The sequence below is a fragment of the Pusillimonas sp. DMV24BSW_D genome, assembly GCF_011388195.1.
Classification (GTDB): Bacteria; Pseudomonadota; Gammaproteobacteria; order Burkholderiales; family Burkholderiaceae_B; genus Neopusillimonas; species Neopusillimonas aestuarii.
The window spans coordinates 2,637,414-2,650,688 of sequence record NZ_CP049990.1 but is presented as its reverse complement, the minus strand read 5'-3'; the positions used below and the strand labels follow the sequence as shown (position 1 = coordinate 2,650,688).

The following is a 13,275-nucleotide window of genomic DNA, read 5'->3' as shown; positions in this document are numbered from 1 at the left end:
AAAGTGTATAAGCTATTGGTGAATGTCGATCAGTTGAAATCGTTGCTCGATGACGGCAATACTGTTGTATTTGATGTTCGGCATGATTTGGCCGATCACGATGCAGGGCGCCGAGCTTATGAAGCGGGTCATATACCCGGCGCTTTTTTTCTTGATCATGAAGAAGATTTAAGTGCTCCCAAAACGGGTAAAAATGGTCGCCATCCATTGCCGCCCTTAAACGCATTCGCGGCATTAATGGGCAGTTACGGTGTCCGCAAAGACGTGCAGGTTGTGATTTACGACGGCGGCAATAGTATGTTTGCCGCGCATTTATGGTGGATGTTGCGTTGGATGGGGCATCAACCCGTTAGCGTGCTTGATGGTGGGTGGCAGGCATGGCTGGAGCAAGGTGGTGCAGTTAGTACAGAGGTGCCCAAGCAACCAAGTGGGAAAACGTCTGAACAAATGGAAACGATATCGCAGCCGGCCATGCCGACGGTGAGTTGTGATGAGGTTTTGCTAAATATACAGGCACCGCGATTTACGGTTCTTGATGCGCGCGCGGAAAATCGTTTCAGAGGGGAGGTTGAGCCTATGGATCCGGTAGCGGGTCATATTCCCGGTGCTTTGAATCGTCCCAATACCTTGAATCTGGATGAGAAAGGGCGGTTCCGTTCGCCTCAGGCTTTGCATGAGTCTTTTATCCATGTACTGGGTGGTACTAAGCCCAACGAGGTGGTTCACCAGTGTGGTTCAGGTATTACCGCCTGCCATAACCTGTTGGCTATGGAAATTGCCGGGTTAGAAGGGTCTGCCCTTTACCCCGGTTCGTGGAGCGAGTGGTGCAGTGACAGCACTCGCCCCGTTGCGACAGGTAATTAGTTGGTTAAATTGAAGTTAAGCTTTCATCAGGCGGCGATACCACTCATGGAAATGCAACATGCCATCTTCCATGGGTGATTGATACGGGCCTGTTTCATTAGCCCCGCGCTCCATCAAGGCACGTCGGCCGGCATCCATGCGTTCCGCAATTTCATCGTCTTCAACAGCTGTTTCCATATATGCAGCCTGTTGCGCTTCGACGAAGTCGCGTTCGAATGCCGCGATCTCTTCGGGGTAGTAAAACTCAACAATGTTCACGGTTTCTTGCGGGCTAACCGGATGCAGGGTGGAAAGCACCAGCACGTGAGGGTAGAGTTCGATCATGTGCGTTGGGAAATAGGTGACCCACACTGCACCGAAGTCGGGCGTTTCTCCTTCACGGAAACTGAGCAGATTATCGTGCCAACGTTTATATGTTTGCGAACCGGGTTGCGCCAGTGCGTTGTGCACACCCACTCGCTGCAGGCTGTACCAGTCGCCAAATTCCCAGCTTAGGTCGTCGCAGGTAACAAAGCGTCCGAGGCCCGGGTGGAAAGGCCCGACATGATAGTCTTCCAGGTAGACTTCAATAAAGGTTTTCCAATTGTAGTTGCAGCGATGCACCTCAACGCGGTCAAGCACGTAGTCGGAGAAGTCGAATTCCGGGCGGGCAAACAGGTGTGCCATGTCGGCTGCCGGGTCGCGTGGCCCTTCGAATAGTAAGCCGTGGCAATTTTGCAATGGAAACGTTTGCAGGTTCATGCAGGGCGTTTCCGGGAACTGCGGCGCTCCCAGCAACTGGCCGTTTTGGCTGTATGTCCAACGGTGAATCGGGCAAACGATATTGCCGCCGGTATCTCTGAGATTACCCTGTTTGGCCTGGTGGCCCTGGGGGTGTTGGGTGTCGAACCCCAGCATGATAGCCTGTCGGTGCCGGCAGATATTCGACATGAGTTCAACGCCGGCAGCTGACCGAACCAGTGCCCGCCCGTTCTTTTCGTGGGCAAGCGCATACCAGTCGCCGCGTTCCGGGACAAGTTTTTCGTGGCCGACATAAATAGCGGAGTTGCCAAAAATGCGACTTTTTTCAAGTTCAAACGTTTTTTCGTCGAAATAGTTTCCGACGGGTAATTGAGATTGTGCCAGCGCGAACTGCGCTTCACGACCTATATCGGTCATGATTCCCCCCGCTTGGTTGATACCAGTTCAACAAAAAACCCGTGGCGGCGTGGACCGTAACGGGCACTGGTGCGAAGAAAAAAAATCGGACTGGCCGATGCGTTCAGTACAATGTAAGAGATTATTGTACCCTAGTTTTTATCTTATAAAACAAGGCCTCGGAGCGCGTTTCGTACGAACTTCATGCGATTTCGTACAATCGACAATGGCAAAAAGTATTGGAATATATGAATGGCTGAAAAGCAAAAGACCTCGTCCGACCTGAAATCAAAGGATACAGCGCCTTTGCCCGACGATTTTGAAACGGCACTGACGCAGCTTGAGACGCTGGTTGCGAAAATGGAAGACGGCGACATGCCGCTGGAACATTCGCTGGCAGCTTATGAGCGCGGCGTTGCATTGGCAAAGCGCTGTCAAAGTTTGCTGGATGCGGCCGAACAACAGGTCAAAGTGCTACAGGGCAACCTATTGAAACCGCTTGACGCTGACGCCACGCCGGATGAAAGTCAGTTATGACGAGCGGAACTCTACCTTTTGAGCAGTGGTTAGCGAGCATGGCGTCGCGCATTGAGCATGTGCTGGATGAAGCCATGCCCGACCCAAACGACGAACCTGAGCATTTGCATGATGCCATGCGCTATGCCGTGCTTGGGGGAGGCAAGCGCGTGCGCGCCGCATTGGTGTATGCAGCCGGGGAAGCATCAGCGCATCATCAAGGTACCACCTTGTCGTCCGCCCAAGCCAAGGCACTTGATCTGGCGGCCGCCTCGGTCGAACTGATTCATGCTTATTCGTTGGTTCACGACGATTTGCCGTGCATGGACAATGATGATTTAAGGCGGGGCAGGCCCACTGTGCATCGTCAGTTCGACGAAGCTACGGCAATGCTGGCCGGAGATGCTTTGCAACCTTTGGCGTTTGAGTTGTTGGCGCGAATGCCGGTTGCGCCGGCACTCACGGTGCAGTCAATTGACGTTTTAGCGCGCGCAGCCGGCAGTCAGGGCATGGCGGGTGGGCAGGCAATTGATTGCGCGAGTGTCGGCCTGGCATTAAGTCAGTCTGCGCTGCAAACCATGCATGGCATGAAAACAGGTGCCATGTTGCAAGCGAGTGTACTGATGGGTGGCGTCGTGGTAGGCGCGGGGTCGGCCACGCGTGAAGGGTTGGAAGCGTATTCCGATGCGATCGGGTTGGCGTTTCAGGTCGCCGACGATATCCTTGATGTTACCGCTGACACGCAAACGCTGGGTAAAACAGCGGGCAAGGACCAAGCGCTTAACAAGCCCACGTACGTCTCTTTATTGGGCGTCGATGGGGCACGTGCTTTCCTGGCCCAATTGTGCGAGGCCGCCCATGAGGCGTTGCGACCATTAGGGTCTGCGGGCCAGCGTTTGGGTGAAATTGCAGACTACATTGTGGGGCGTCCGCATTAAGGTAACCCTTGAATAATGCAAGTCAACTAAAATAAGGCTTATGCCTGTGGCGTGAAGCGCCTTTTTGAATTTTTGTATGCCGAATCCCAACCTAGAACAGATTAATTCGCCGGCCGATTTGCGGGCCCTTGATCGCCGTCAACTTGAACAGATCGCTGATCAGTTGCGTGCGTTTATACTCGAGTCCGTATCCAAAACGGGTGGCCATTTGTCGTCCAATCTGGGTACGGTCGAACTGACCGTTGCCTTGCATTATGTGTTTAACACACCCGACGACCGCCTGGTTTGGGACGTCGGGCATCAGTCTTATCCGCACAAAATTCTTACTGGTCGACGCGAGGCAATGGGAAGTCTGCGCCAACTGGGTGGGCTTTCGGGTTTTCCAAAGCGAAGTGAGTCTGAGTTCGACGCCTTCGGCACGGCGCATTCCTCGACATCAATTTCAGCCATTTTGGGCATGGCGGTTGCCTCACGGAACCTGGGCAGGAGTGAGCGACAGCATATTGCCGTTATTGGTGACGGCGCAATGACTGCCGGCATGGCATTTGAAGCGTTGAATAACGCGGGTGTGACGCCCGACATCAATATGTTGGTGGTGTTGAACGATAACGATATGTCGATTTCGCCGCCCGTCGGTGCTTTGAATCGATATTTCGCGCGGCTGATGTCCGGTCGGTTCTATGCCACTGCGAAGAATATGGGTCGTGCAGTTTTACAACATGTGCCGCCGGTTCTCGAGCTGGCTCGCAGGGTGGAGGGGCATGCGAAGGGACTGGTTTCGCCTGCTACTCTGTTTGAAGAGCTTGGATTCAATTACGTCGGGCCGATCGATGGACACGACCTTGATGCACTTTTGCCGACACTTGAGAATTTACGCTCATTGGGCGGGTTGCAGTTTCTCCATGTCGTCACCCGTAAAGGGCAGGGATACAAATTGGCGGAAGCCGACCCGGTGCTTTACCATGGCCCCGGTAAATTCGACCCTTCCATTGGGGTGCAAAAGCCGGCTACGCCGCCGAAGCAAACTTTCACTCAGGTGTTCGGTCAGTGGTTGTGCGATCGCGCTGAGCAGGATTCACGACTCGTGGGTATTACGCCTGCCATGCGTGAAGGCAGCGGGATGGTTGAGTTTCATCGCCGGTTTCCTCGCCGTTATTTCGACGTGGGTATTGCTGAGCAGCATGCTGTTACTTTTGCGGCCGGTTTGGCCTGTGAGGGCCTGAAACCCGTTTTGGCTATTTATTCAACTTTTCTGCAACGCGGGTACGATCAGCTTATCCACGATGTTGCCCTGCAAAATTTGGATGTCACCTTTGCGCTTGATCGTGCCGGCCTGGTTGGGGCCGATGGTGCGACGCATGCCGGGAACTACGATATCGCGTATTTGCGCTGTATTCCCAATATGGTCGTAACAACGCCCTCTAACGAGAATGAGGCACGCTTGTTGTTGAATACTTGTTATGAATATAACGGGCCGTCTTCGGTTCGTTATCCTCGAGGTGCAGGATGCGGCGCTGAGGTAGCGTCGGGATTCGACGCCGTTGAACTGGGTAAAGCAAATGTGTTGCGCGAAGGTCGGCGAATTGCCATTTTAGGTTTCGGAACCCTTACAAATGCGGCGCTTGTGGCGGGCCATGCCTTGAATGCGACAGTGGTCGATATGCGTTTCGTCAAACCCCTTGATGCCGACTTGTTGAATGAATTATTAGCAACGCACGACGCATTCGTTACGGTTGAGGAAGGCGCGATTATGGGTGGGGCAGGCAGTGCTGTCACCGAGTTTTTCGGTTCACAAGGGGTGTCTTGTCCTGTTTTACAGTTAGGTTTGCCCGATGCGTTTATCGACCATGGCGACCAGAAAACGTTATTGAAGCAGCAAGGTTTAGATGCTTTTGGCATTGAAAACAGTATTCGTGCACGCTTTGCGGATTTACTTTTTGTCCAGGACAAAGTCGTGTCACGTTAATTAGGCCTCATTCCCGGATAAATCGTGCGGGTTTTTGCCGATTTTTGGCGAACTGGTCCATAATGAACGTCAGATTCACTAAACACACACCCGATTTCGGGTCAATACAGGTTGAATTATGAACTCAATAACAGATTCCGCAGCGGTAATGCCCGATGTCCAAAGCTCGGCTGACACCCGAAGCATGCCTATTCAACGTGTAGGGGTACGCGGCGTTCGCCACCCTATGTTGGTTCAGGCTGCTGGTGCAGCGTTGCCTACAGTTGCCCAATGGGAGCTAACAGTTGCACTGCCGGCGGAAGAAAAAGGCACTCACATGTCGCGGTTCGTGGCTTTGCTTGAGCAATATCATTCCACGGCCATGACTCCGGCTTTGTTTTGCGAAATGGCGCAAGAGATGCTGCCATTGCTTAATGCAGAAAAAGGTGACATTTGTGCGCGGTTTCCGTACTTTATGAAAAAAGTAGCACCGGTTTCTGAAGTTCAAAGTCTAATGGATTACGAAGTGACCTGGAAGGCGGTTGCCACCAGCGAAGACGTCCAGTTTTATCTTACGGTTCAAGTCCCGGTTACCAGTTTATGTCCTTGCTCCAAGGCAATTTCCCAATATGGGGCACATAATCAACGCTCCCACGTTACGGTTGACGTTGTTTACGACGATGTTGACCATATTTGCGTAGACGACCTCATTCAGCGTGTTGAGCAGCAAGCGTCATGTGAGTTGTGGGGGTTATTGAAGCGTGGTGATGAAAAGTTCGTCACCGAGCGCGCCTATGAAAACCCCAAATTTGTTGAAGACTTGGTGCGCGATGTCGCTGTTCAATTACAGGCTTTGCCTGGCGTGCAGCGTTTCCGTGTTGAGGCGGAAAACTTTGAGTCCATTCATAATCACTCCGCCTATGCTGTGGTAGAAGGCTGATTTTTCAGGTCTTTTGTCATTTTTATGCTATGATTAGCGGTTTCTTGCTCGATCGGCAAGGTTGCGTACTGCGCTTCTTGTCGGCGGGCTGACCCTTTTACGGGCGCGTTGCTCGTAAAAGCCATCCACAAGGAGTAAATCGTATGCGTCACTACGAAGTAGTGTTTATTGTGCATCCCGATCAAAGCGAGCAAGTGCCCGCCATGATCGAGCGCTATCAGTCTTTGGTTACCGGCAACGGTGGCAAGCTTCACCGTCTGGAAGACTGGGGCCGTCGTCAGTTGGCCTATCCCATTCAGAAGTTGGTTAAGGCACATTATGTGTGCATGAATATCGAGTGCGATCAGCCCACGCTCGACGAACTCGAGCATTCGTTCCGTTACAACGATGCTGTTTTGCGCCACATGGCCATCAAGACCAAGAATGCTGAAACTGAGCCTTCCGTCATGATGAAGTCGGTCGAGCGTGAAGAGGCTCGTAAAACAACCAGCGATACGTCTTCCGACGCATCGGCTGAGTAAACGGATCGCAGGTCAGGTTTCAGGGTGAACCACGTTTCCTTGCAGGGCAGTGTGATTGAAGTTGCACCACTGCGTCATACCCCGGCGGGTGTGCCTGTTCTGGAAATGCAGCTGGAGCATCAATCGGTTGTGAATGAGGCGGGCAACGATCGCCAAATCAACATGTTGATTTCAGCGGTGGCTTTGGGTGATACGGCTTTAATGTTGCACGACACACCGTTGGGCACACATTTGCAGGCACAGGGGTTTTTAGCTCCCGCCCGAAAAGGTTCAACCAAATTGGTTCTGCATATTCAGCAGGCATCAAGGCGGTATCCCGGCGATCGAACGGTTGTAGTCTGATCTGGTATTCACTCGGCGTATGGCCCGTTGGCCGGCGCCCCAACAAAATTGCGAGGGCGGATCGCCCGAACATTCAAGAGGCACATTATGGCTTACTTTAAGAAAGGCAAAGAAAAACGTAAATTTTCGCAGCAGAACCCGCTGTTCAAGCGTCGCAAGTTCTGCCGCTTTACCGTGGCGGGTACCGAACAGATCGATTACAAAGATCTCGATACGCTGCGTGACTTCATTCAGGAAAACGGCAAAATCATTCCTGCCCGTTTAACCGGTACCAAAGCGCACTACCAGCGCCAGCTCGACACAGCTATCAAACGTGCGCGCTTCCTGGCCTTGTTGCCTTATACCGATAACCACAAGTAATCCGAGGTCATCATTATGCAAGTTATTCTGCTCGAAAAAGTCAGTAACCTGGGTAACCTCGGTGATGTCGTTCGTGTCCGCGACGGCTACGCACGCAATTACCTGATTCCCCAGAAAATCGCCCGTCGTGCAACGCAGGTTGCGCTCAAAGAGTTTGAAGAGCGTCGTGCCGAGCTGGAAAAGCAGCAGGCCGAGCGCCTGGCTGCAGCCGAGGCCGTAGGCCAGAAGCTGAACGGCTATCAATTAAACATTGCGCAAAAAGCGGGTGTCGACGGTCGTTTGTTCGGTTCTGTTACTACCATGGACATTGCCGCGGCGTTGGTTGAAGCCGGCTTCGAGGGTGTTCAGAAGTCGCAGGTTCGCTTGCCCGACGGCGCTATCAAAGCGGTGGGCGAGTTCCCCGCTCAGGTCGTATTGCATGCCGACGTCGTTGCCGATATCACCATTAATGTTCAAGGTGAAATGGCTTAAGCAGCGCATTCTGCCTATTTTGAAGCTCGTGGTAAATTTGCCTTTTGGGCGGTGCCGTGAGCTTCAGTTAAAAGTCGGCGCAAGCCGGCTTTTTTGTTTTGGGTACATGAATTAATGGCAAATATGGAAACCTCCGGTTCGGTGCTTGATCCTCAGTTGGAGGCTTTACGTGTGCCGCCGCACTCAATCGAGGCAGAACAATCCGTTCTGGGCGGTCTGTTGCTGGACAATGCGGCATTTGATCGTGTGACTGATCTTTTGGGTGATGATGATTTTTATCGTTACGATCACCGTCTTATCTGGCAGCACATCACGCGTCTGATCAGCCTGGCACGACCGGCCGACGTGGTGACGGTGCATGAGTCGCTTGCCAGCGCCGGCAAAGCTGAAGAGCTCGGCGGCTTGAGCTATTTGAATGCGTTGGCACACAACACGCCTTCGGCGGCCAATATCCGACGCTACGCCGAAATTGTTCGCGAACGATCGATGCTGCGTAAATTGGTGTCGGTAGCTGATGAAATATCCGCCGCGGCATTTAGCCCTCAAGGTAAAGAAGCGCGTCAGTTACTCGATGAAGCCGAGGCACGTGTTTTCCAGATTGCGCAGGAAGGTTCACGTGGTGCAGCCGGTTTTCAGGAAATTCAGCCCCTGCTTACACAAGTTGTGGAGCGTATCGACGAGCTTTATCATCGTGAAGGAGACTCCGACGTTACTGGTGTGCCTACCGGGTTCGTCGACCTGGATCGCATGACTTCAGGTTTGCAGGCGGGAGACCTTATCATCGTTGCAGGTCGTCCTTCAATGGGTAAAACATCGTTTTCGATGAATATTGCTGAACATGTTGCGATTGAGCAGGGTTTACCGGTAGCCGTGTTCTCAATGGAAATGGGGGCGGTACAGTTGGCCATGCGTATGGTCGGTTCCGTTGGCATGCTCGATCAGCATCGTATGCGTACCGGTAAGCTTACGGCTGAAGACTGGCCTCGTCTTACGCATGCGGTGCAACAGGTGCAGGAAGCACAAATCTACATTGATGAAACCCCAGCACTAAGTGCAATGGAGGTGCGTGCCCGTTCACGCAGGCTGGCTCGCCAATGCGGTCAATTGGGCTTAATCGTGATCGACTACATGCAGTTGATGTCGGCCAGTGGAAGTGGTGAAAACAGGGCAACCGAAATTTCGGAAATCAGCCGATCGCTGAAAGGTTTGGCCAAAGAACTTAATTGCCCTCTGATTGCGCTGTCACAGTTGAATCGAAGCCTTGAGCAACGGCCGAATAAGCGCCCGGTGATGAGTGACTTGCGTGAGTCGGGCGCGATCGAACAAGATGCCGATTTGATTCTCTTTATTTACCGCGACGAAGTCTATAACCCCGACTCTCCCGACAAAGGTACAGCTGAAATCATTGTTGGCAAACAACGTAACGGCCCAATTGGCACCACGCGTTTAACTTTCCAGGGTTCCAGCACGCGTTTTCTGAATTTTTCAGCGGCGTCAATGTAAGTTCGGTGGCGTCATGGTAACGGCTAAGTTGAAAGCCGCTTTGAGCGAGCTGGGGTCGGCCACCCCTTTACCGGCAATATCAAATGCAGTGCCATGATCGACACTGGTGCGAATGAAGGGGAGCCCTACAGTAACATTCACACCGTGGTCGACGCCCAGGTATTTCACGGGTATCAAGCCTTGGTCGTGATACTGGGCAACCACAATATCGAACTCACCGCGTCGGGCCCGCATAAAAATGGTATCGCCCGGGAAAGGGCCGCCGGCGTTAATACCTTCGCGCTGTGCTTGCTGAATTGCGGGCGTGATGATTTCTTTTTCTTCTTGGCCAAAACGTCCATTTTCGCCTGCATGCGGGTTAACGCCGGCAACGGCGATGCGGGGGTGGGCAACCCCAGCGTGCTTGCAGGCGTCGTGCGCCAGGCGTATGGTTTGCAGTTCCCGTTCTTGGGTCAGGCTAGCGCTGACCTGGTTGAGCGGTATGTGAATCGTGACCAAAATAACCCGCAATTCATGATTGGCCAGCATCATGGCAAAGTGCTTGGTTCCGGTGCGTTGCGCGAGAATTTCTGTATGCCCGGGAAAATCGGCACCGCCTAACTGCATGGCCTTTTTGTGCAAGGGTGCCGTCACAATGGCTCTTAACTGCCCTGAGTTTGCGTCGTCAATAGCATGGCATAAATATTCATATGCGCCGCGCCCGGCGTCAGCGTTTATTTGGCCGGCTTGTATGGATTCCGGTAGCGGCGCGATGCGAGAGATCACTTGAAGGTTGTGACCAGGTGAAAAAGATTCAATATCATCAAGCTCGACCACGGCAAGTGAGGGGTTGAGTCCGAGCTGCTTGATCGTTCGTTTCAAAACACCGGCATCGCCGTATACCACTGCCGGTGCGGACAATGGTTGGCTGAACAGTTTGGCAATGATTTCAGGCCCGATGCCGGCCGCATCACCCATAGTGATACCGATCGGTTTGTGGTGAAGGCGGCCTTGAGCGTTCATTTATCGACCCAGTGGTTTTAGAGCGCTTCACTGGCGTAGTCGGCCAGCCGTGAGCGCTCTCCCCGTTGCAGCGTGATATGGCCGGAGTGCGGCCAACCTTTGAAGCGATCAACCACATAGGTGAGGCCGGAGCTACCTTCGGTTAAGTAGGGCGTGTCAATTTGCGCAATATTACCTAAACAGATAATTTTGGTTCCTGGGCCCGCACGGGTAACCAGGGTTTTCATTTGCTTGGGAGTCAGGTTTTGTGCCTCGTCAATAATGAGGAATTTGTTCAGGAAAGTACGCCCACGCATAAAATTCATTGACTTGACCTTGATGCGCGAACGAATGAGCTCCATGGTTGGGTTTTTACTCCAATCCAGATTGTTGTCGGCATTGCCGGAGCCTAAATGAAGCACTTCCAGGTTATCTTCCAGTGCGCCCATCCAAGGCAGCATCTTTTCTTCTTCCGTACCCGGGAGAAAACCGATATCGTCGCCAACCGGCACGGTGGCGCGGGTAATAATAATTTCCGTATAGCGCTTGGTTTCCAGTGTTTGGGTTAACCCTGCAGCCAGCGCAAGCAGTGTTTTGCCTGTACCAGCCTGGCCCAGCAATGACACGAAATCACATTCGGGGTTCATGAGCAGGTTCAGCGCAAAGTTTTGCTCACGGTTGCGGGCTGTGACGCCCCACACGTTATTTTTGCCGTGGCTATAGTCGCGAATTGTGGCGAGTACCGCACTTTTTCCATTGACCTCTTTGACCTGGGCGTAGAGGGGGAGTTCGCCTTCGAAGTAAACGAACTCATTCACCATGAATTGCGAGCAAAGCGGCCCTTTTATGCGGTAGTAAGTCACGCCGCCTTGTTGCCATGACTCAACATCTTTGCCGTGTTTGGTCCAAAAGTTATCGGGCAACGGCATGACGCCTTCGTACAGCAGGTCGGAATCGTCAATGACGCGATCGTTGTAGTAGTCTTCCGCGCGCAAGCCCAGCGAGAGGGCTTTAAGACGCATGTTGATGTCTTTCGAAACCAACGTCACTTCGCGTTTTGGATGGCGTGCTTGCAAAGCATGAACAACGCTTAGTATGACGTTGTCGGCTTTGCCGATGGGCAGGGAAATAGGCAGATCGGAACTTAATGCCGTCGTCTGAAAGTGCAGCGTGCCCAGTGCGTCGACATTGCCCAACTTATCAAGCAGGACGCCTTTATCGAGTTTGCCTTGTTCACTTACCAGGCCGTCCAGGTATCGGCTAACCTGCCGCGCGTTGCGCGCCACCTCCGACATGCCTTTCTTTTGGTGGTCGAGCTCTTCCAGAACCAGCATGGGCAGGAAAATGTCGTGCTCTTCGAATTTGAAAATGCAGTTCGAGTCATGCAGTAGTACGTTTGTATCGAGTACGAAAAGTTTCCGCTGATTCTCGGGTAGCCGCTTTTTGCGACTACCGTTACTGCTAACCACCGCCAGCTTGGGCCCGGTGGCGGGCTGCTTATCGGCCGCACGTTTTGTTGCGGCCGGCGCCGCAGGCGCTTTTTGCGTGCGGCGTGCGGCGGGTTGGGCTGCCTGGGCGGCCGGCTTGCTCTCTGGTGCAGATTTTGCTGAGGGTGTTTCGGTGGCGCTAACGACAGTTCCCATGCGGGAGGGCAACTTTGGCAGTGGCATAAGGGGAGTGGCTCCGGAGTAACTGCATGGTTAAATGCGAAAGTTCGCAACGACAAGCTGAGTTTGAGCGATTTAAGCGGCGTCTTTCACCGCCTGTAAAACTTGATCGACATGCCCGGGCACTTTCAGCCCACGCCATTCCTGAACAAGTATGCCTTTAGGGTTAATTAGAAAGGTGCTGCGTTCGATTCCGCGTACTTGTTTGCCGTACATATTCTTTAGTTTCATGACCCCGAACAATTCACACAGTGTTTCTTCAGGATCGGAAACGAGTGGGAAGGGCAGCGATTGCTTATCGATAAAATTTCCGTGCGATTTAAGAGAGTCGCGCGAAACACCGATGATTTGGCAGTCGAGCGCCGCAAACTCATTGAGCTGGTCGCGAAAATTTTGCGCTTGCGTGGTGCAACCCGGTGTGTTGTCTTTCGGGTAAAAATAAAGCACAGTCCATTTGCCTTTCAGGCGTGCATTGTCGACTACGCCGTCGGTGCTTTCGGCGGAAAATTTGGGAATGGCTTTACCTAAAGTGACTTCGCTCATTTTTGCTCCAGTGGTAAAAGCGCCGCAACAACACGGCGCCCCTCGCTCATTAAAATATTGTAGGTTCGCGCTGCGGCGTATGTGCTCATGGTTTCCACACCAATGCCAATGTCAAGCAGCGGTTGGGTTATGTGTGACGGCAGAAAATGTTGGGTTTGCCCCGTTCCGATAAGCAGTACTTCGGGTGCGTTATCAGCTTTGCTTAGGCCGGTACGCCCGTCAAGAAAGTCAAGCGGGTCCAGCTTGCGTTTTTCCACCCCGGCTATGGCCTGCAGCGAGGCGCCGTTGATGTCGGCAATACTGCCGACCTGCCAAGTATTCACCGGGCCTTCCGGGGCAAAATACACGGCATGTTTGTAGGACACCGCATTAATTTCAATGAAGCGCTCACCATAGGCCGTGACGGTATTCAGTGCCGGATTCGATTCAGCTTGCAGTTGCACAAAAAACTCCTTTATTCACCAATGATCATATCGCAATCTGAAACCCGCAGTGCAAACGTGTTTCGCTTTTATTGCAGTATCCAATCGGCTAAACTACTAGGTTA

Annotated in this window: 15 protein-coding genes; 10 read left to right on the top strand and 5 right to left on the bottom strand. The window is 52.8% G+C overall.

Annotated elements, in window-relative coordinates:
* Nucleotides 1-3 precede the first annotated feature (3 nt).
* Nucleotides 4-864, top strand: coding sequence for a sulfurtransferase (locus tag G9Q38_RS12815; protein ID WP_166131667.1), 861 nt, complete (start codon nucleotides 4-6; stop codon nucleotides 862-864).
* Nucleotides 865-879: 15 nt separating this feature from the next.
* On the opposite strand, the gene G9Q38_RS12810 is transcribed toward G9Q38_RS12815, so the two are convergent.
* Complete coding sequence (locus G9Q38_RS12810; RefSeq protein ID WP_166131663.1) at nucleotides 880-2,022, bottom strand: aromatic ring-hydroxylating oxygenase subunit alpha; 1,143 nt, start codon at nucleotides 2,020-2,022, stop codon at nucleotides 880-882.
* A gap of 231 nt (nucleotides 2,023-2,253) precedes the next feature.
* Between G9Q38_RS12810 and G9Q38_RS12805 the strand changes: the two genes are divergently transcribed.
* From G9Q38_RS12805 to G9Q38_RS12765, 9 genes are all read left to right on the top strand, one after another.
* A complete protein-coding gene (locus G9Q38_RS12805; protein WP_166131660.1) occupies nucleotides 2,254-2,538 on the top strand; it encodes an exodeoxyribonuclease VII small subunit in 285 nt (94 codons plus the stop codon).
* Complete coding sequence (locus G9Q38_RS12800) at nucleotides 2,535-3,455, top strand: polyprenyl synthetase family protein (protein ID WP_119516551.1); 921 nt, start codon at nucleotides 2,535-2,537, stop codon at nucleotides 3,453-3,455. The genes G9Q38_RS12805 and G9Q38_RS12800 overlap by 4 nt, the downstream gene beginning before the upstream one ends.
* 76 nt (nucleotides 3,456-3,531) lie before the next feature.
* Nucleotides 3,532-5,421 (top strand): 1-deoxy-D-xylulose-5-phosphate synthase, encoded by a 1,890-nt coding sequence (dxs, locus tag G9Q38_RS12795; protein WP_166131658.1) that lies wholly within the window; start codon nucleotides 3,532-3,534, stop codon nucleotides 5,419-5,421.
* Nucleotides 5,422-5,539: 118 nt separating this feature from the next.
* The gene (folE2, locus tag G9Q38_RS12790) at nucleotides 5,540-6,340 is read left to right on the top strand and encodes a GTP cyclohydrolase FolE2 (protein WP_166131655.1); all 801 of its coding nucleotides are present in this window, start codon (nucleotides 5,540-5,542) and stop codon (nucleotides 6,338-6,340) included.
* A gap of 143 nt (nucleotides 6,341-6,483) precedes the next feature.
* Nucleotides 6,484-6,861, top strand: a complete 378-nt coding sequence (gene rpsF, locus G9Q38_RS12785) for a 30S ribosomal protein S6 (protein ID WP_114421846.1) — start codon at nucleotides 6,484-6,486, stop codon at nucleotides 6,859-6,861.
* A gap of 24 nt (nucleotides 6,862-6,885) precedes the next feature.
* Complete coding sequence (priB, locus tag G9Q38_RS12780; RefSeq protein WP_114421847.1) at nucleotides 6,886-7,203, top strand: primosomal replication protein N; 318 nt, start codon at nucleotides 6,886-6,888, stop codon at nucleotides 7,201-7,203.
* An 87-nt stretch (nucleotides 7,204-7,290) separates the two neighbouring features.
* On the top strand, nucleotides 7,291-7,563 hold the full coding sequence (gene rpsR, locus G9Q38_RS12775; protein ID WP_114421848.1) for a 30S ribosomal protein S18: 273 nt from the start codon (nucleotides 7,291-7,293) through the stop codon (nucleotides 7,561-7,563).
* 15 nt (nucleotides 7,564-7,578) lie between these two features.
* Nucleotides 7,579-8,034: a 50S ribosomal protein L9 gene (gene rplI, locus G9Q38_RS12770; RefSeq protein WP_114421849.1), complete on the top strand. Its 456-nt coding sequence runs from the start codon at nucleotides 7,579-7,581 to the stop codon at nucleotides 8,032-8,034.
* A gap of 123 nt (nucleotides 8,035-8,157) precedes the next feature.
* Nucleotides 8,158-9,537, top strand: coding sequence for a replicative DNA helicase (locus G9Q38_RS12765; protein ID WP_166131652.1), 1,380 nt, complete (start codon nucleotides 8,158-8,160; stop codon nucleotides 9,535-9,537).
* Here G9Q38_RS12765 and pdxA read toward each other — a convergent pair.
* From pdxA to G9Q38_RS12745, 4 genes are all read right to left on the bottom strand, one after another.
* Nucleotides 9,529-10,539, bottom strand: a complete 1,011-nt coding sequence (pdxA, locus tag G9Q38_RS12760) for a 4-hydroxythreonine-4-phosphate dehydrogenase PdxA (protein ID WP_166131649.1) — start codon at nucleotides 10,537-10,539, stop codon at nucleotides 9,529-9,531. The genes G9Q38_RS12765 and pdxA overlap by 9 nt on opposite strands.
* Before the next feature lie 17 nt (nucleotides 10,540-10,556).
* On the bottom strand, nucleotides 10,557-12,188 hold the full coding sequence (locus G9Q38_RS12755) for a PhoH family protein (RefSeq protein WP_166131646.1): 1,632 nt from the start codon (nucleotides 12,186-12,188) through the stop codon (nucleotides 10,557-10,559).
* 72 nt (nucleotides 12,189-12,260) lie between these two features.
* A complete protein-coding gene (locus tag G9Q38_RS12750) occupies nucleotides 12,261-12,728 on the bottom strand; it encodes a peroxiredoxin (protein ID WP_166131643.1) in 468 nt (155 codons plus the stop codon).
* Entirely contained in the window at nucleotides 12,725-13,171 is a 447-nt protein-coding gene (locus G9Q38_RS12745) for an Mth938-like domain-containing protein (RefSeq protein ID WP_166131640.1), read from the bottom strand. The genes G9Q38_RS12750 and G9Q38_RS12745 overlap by 4 nt, the downstream gene beginning before the upstream one ends.
* Between the last annotated feature and the right edge of the window lie 104 nt (nucleotides 13,172-13,275).

Coding starts and splice junctions, on each gene's coding strand:
- G9Q38_RS12810 (WP_166131663.1), bottom strand. CDS start 2,022: ATGACCGATATAGGTCGTGAAGCGCAGTTCGCGCTGGCACAATCTCAA.
- G9Q38_RS12805 (WP_166131660.1), top strand. CDS start 2,254: ATGGCTGAAAAGCAAAAGACCTCGTCCGACCTGAAATCAAAGGATACA.
- G9Q38_RS12800 (WP_119516551.1), top strand. CDS start 2,535: ATGACGAGCGGAACTCTACCTTTTGAGCAGTGGTTAGCGAGCATGGCG.
- dxs (WP_166131658.1), top strand. CDS start 3,532: ATGCCGAATCCCAACCTAGAACAGATTAATTCGCCGGCCGATTTGCGG.
- folE2 (WP_166131655.1), top strand. CDS start 5,540: ATGAACTCAATAACAGATTCCGCAGCGGTAATGCCCGATGTCCAAAGC.
- rpsF (WP_114421846.1), top strand. CDS start 6,484: ATGCGTCACTACGAAGTAGTGTTTATTGTGCATCCCGATCAAAGCGAG.
- rpsR (WP_114421848.1), top strand. CDS start 7,291: ATGGCTTACTTTAAGAAAGGCAAAGAAAAACGTAAATTTTCGCAGCAG.
- rplI (WP_114421849.1), top strand. CDS start 7,579: ATGCAAGTTATTCTGCTCGAAAAAGTCAGTAACCTGGGTAACCTCGGT.
- G9Q38_RS12765 (WP_166131652.1), top strand. CDS start 8,158: ATGGAAACCTCCGGTTCGGTGCTTGATCCTCAGTTGGAGGCTTTACGT.
- pdxA (WP_166131649.1), bottom strand. CDS start 10,539: ATGAACGCTCAAGGCCGCCTTCACCACAAACCGATCGGTATCACTATG.
- G9Q38_RS12755 (WP_166131646.1), bottom strand. CDS start 12,188: ATGCCACTGCCAAAGTTGCCCTCCCGCATGGGAACTGTCGTTAGCGCC.
- G9Q38_RS12750 (WP_166131643.1), bottom strand. CDS start 12,728: ATGAGCGAAGTCACTTTAGGTAAAGCCATTCCCAAATTTTCCGCCGAA.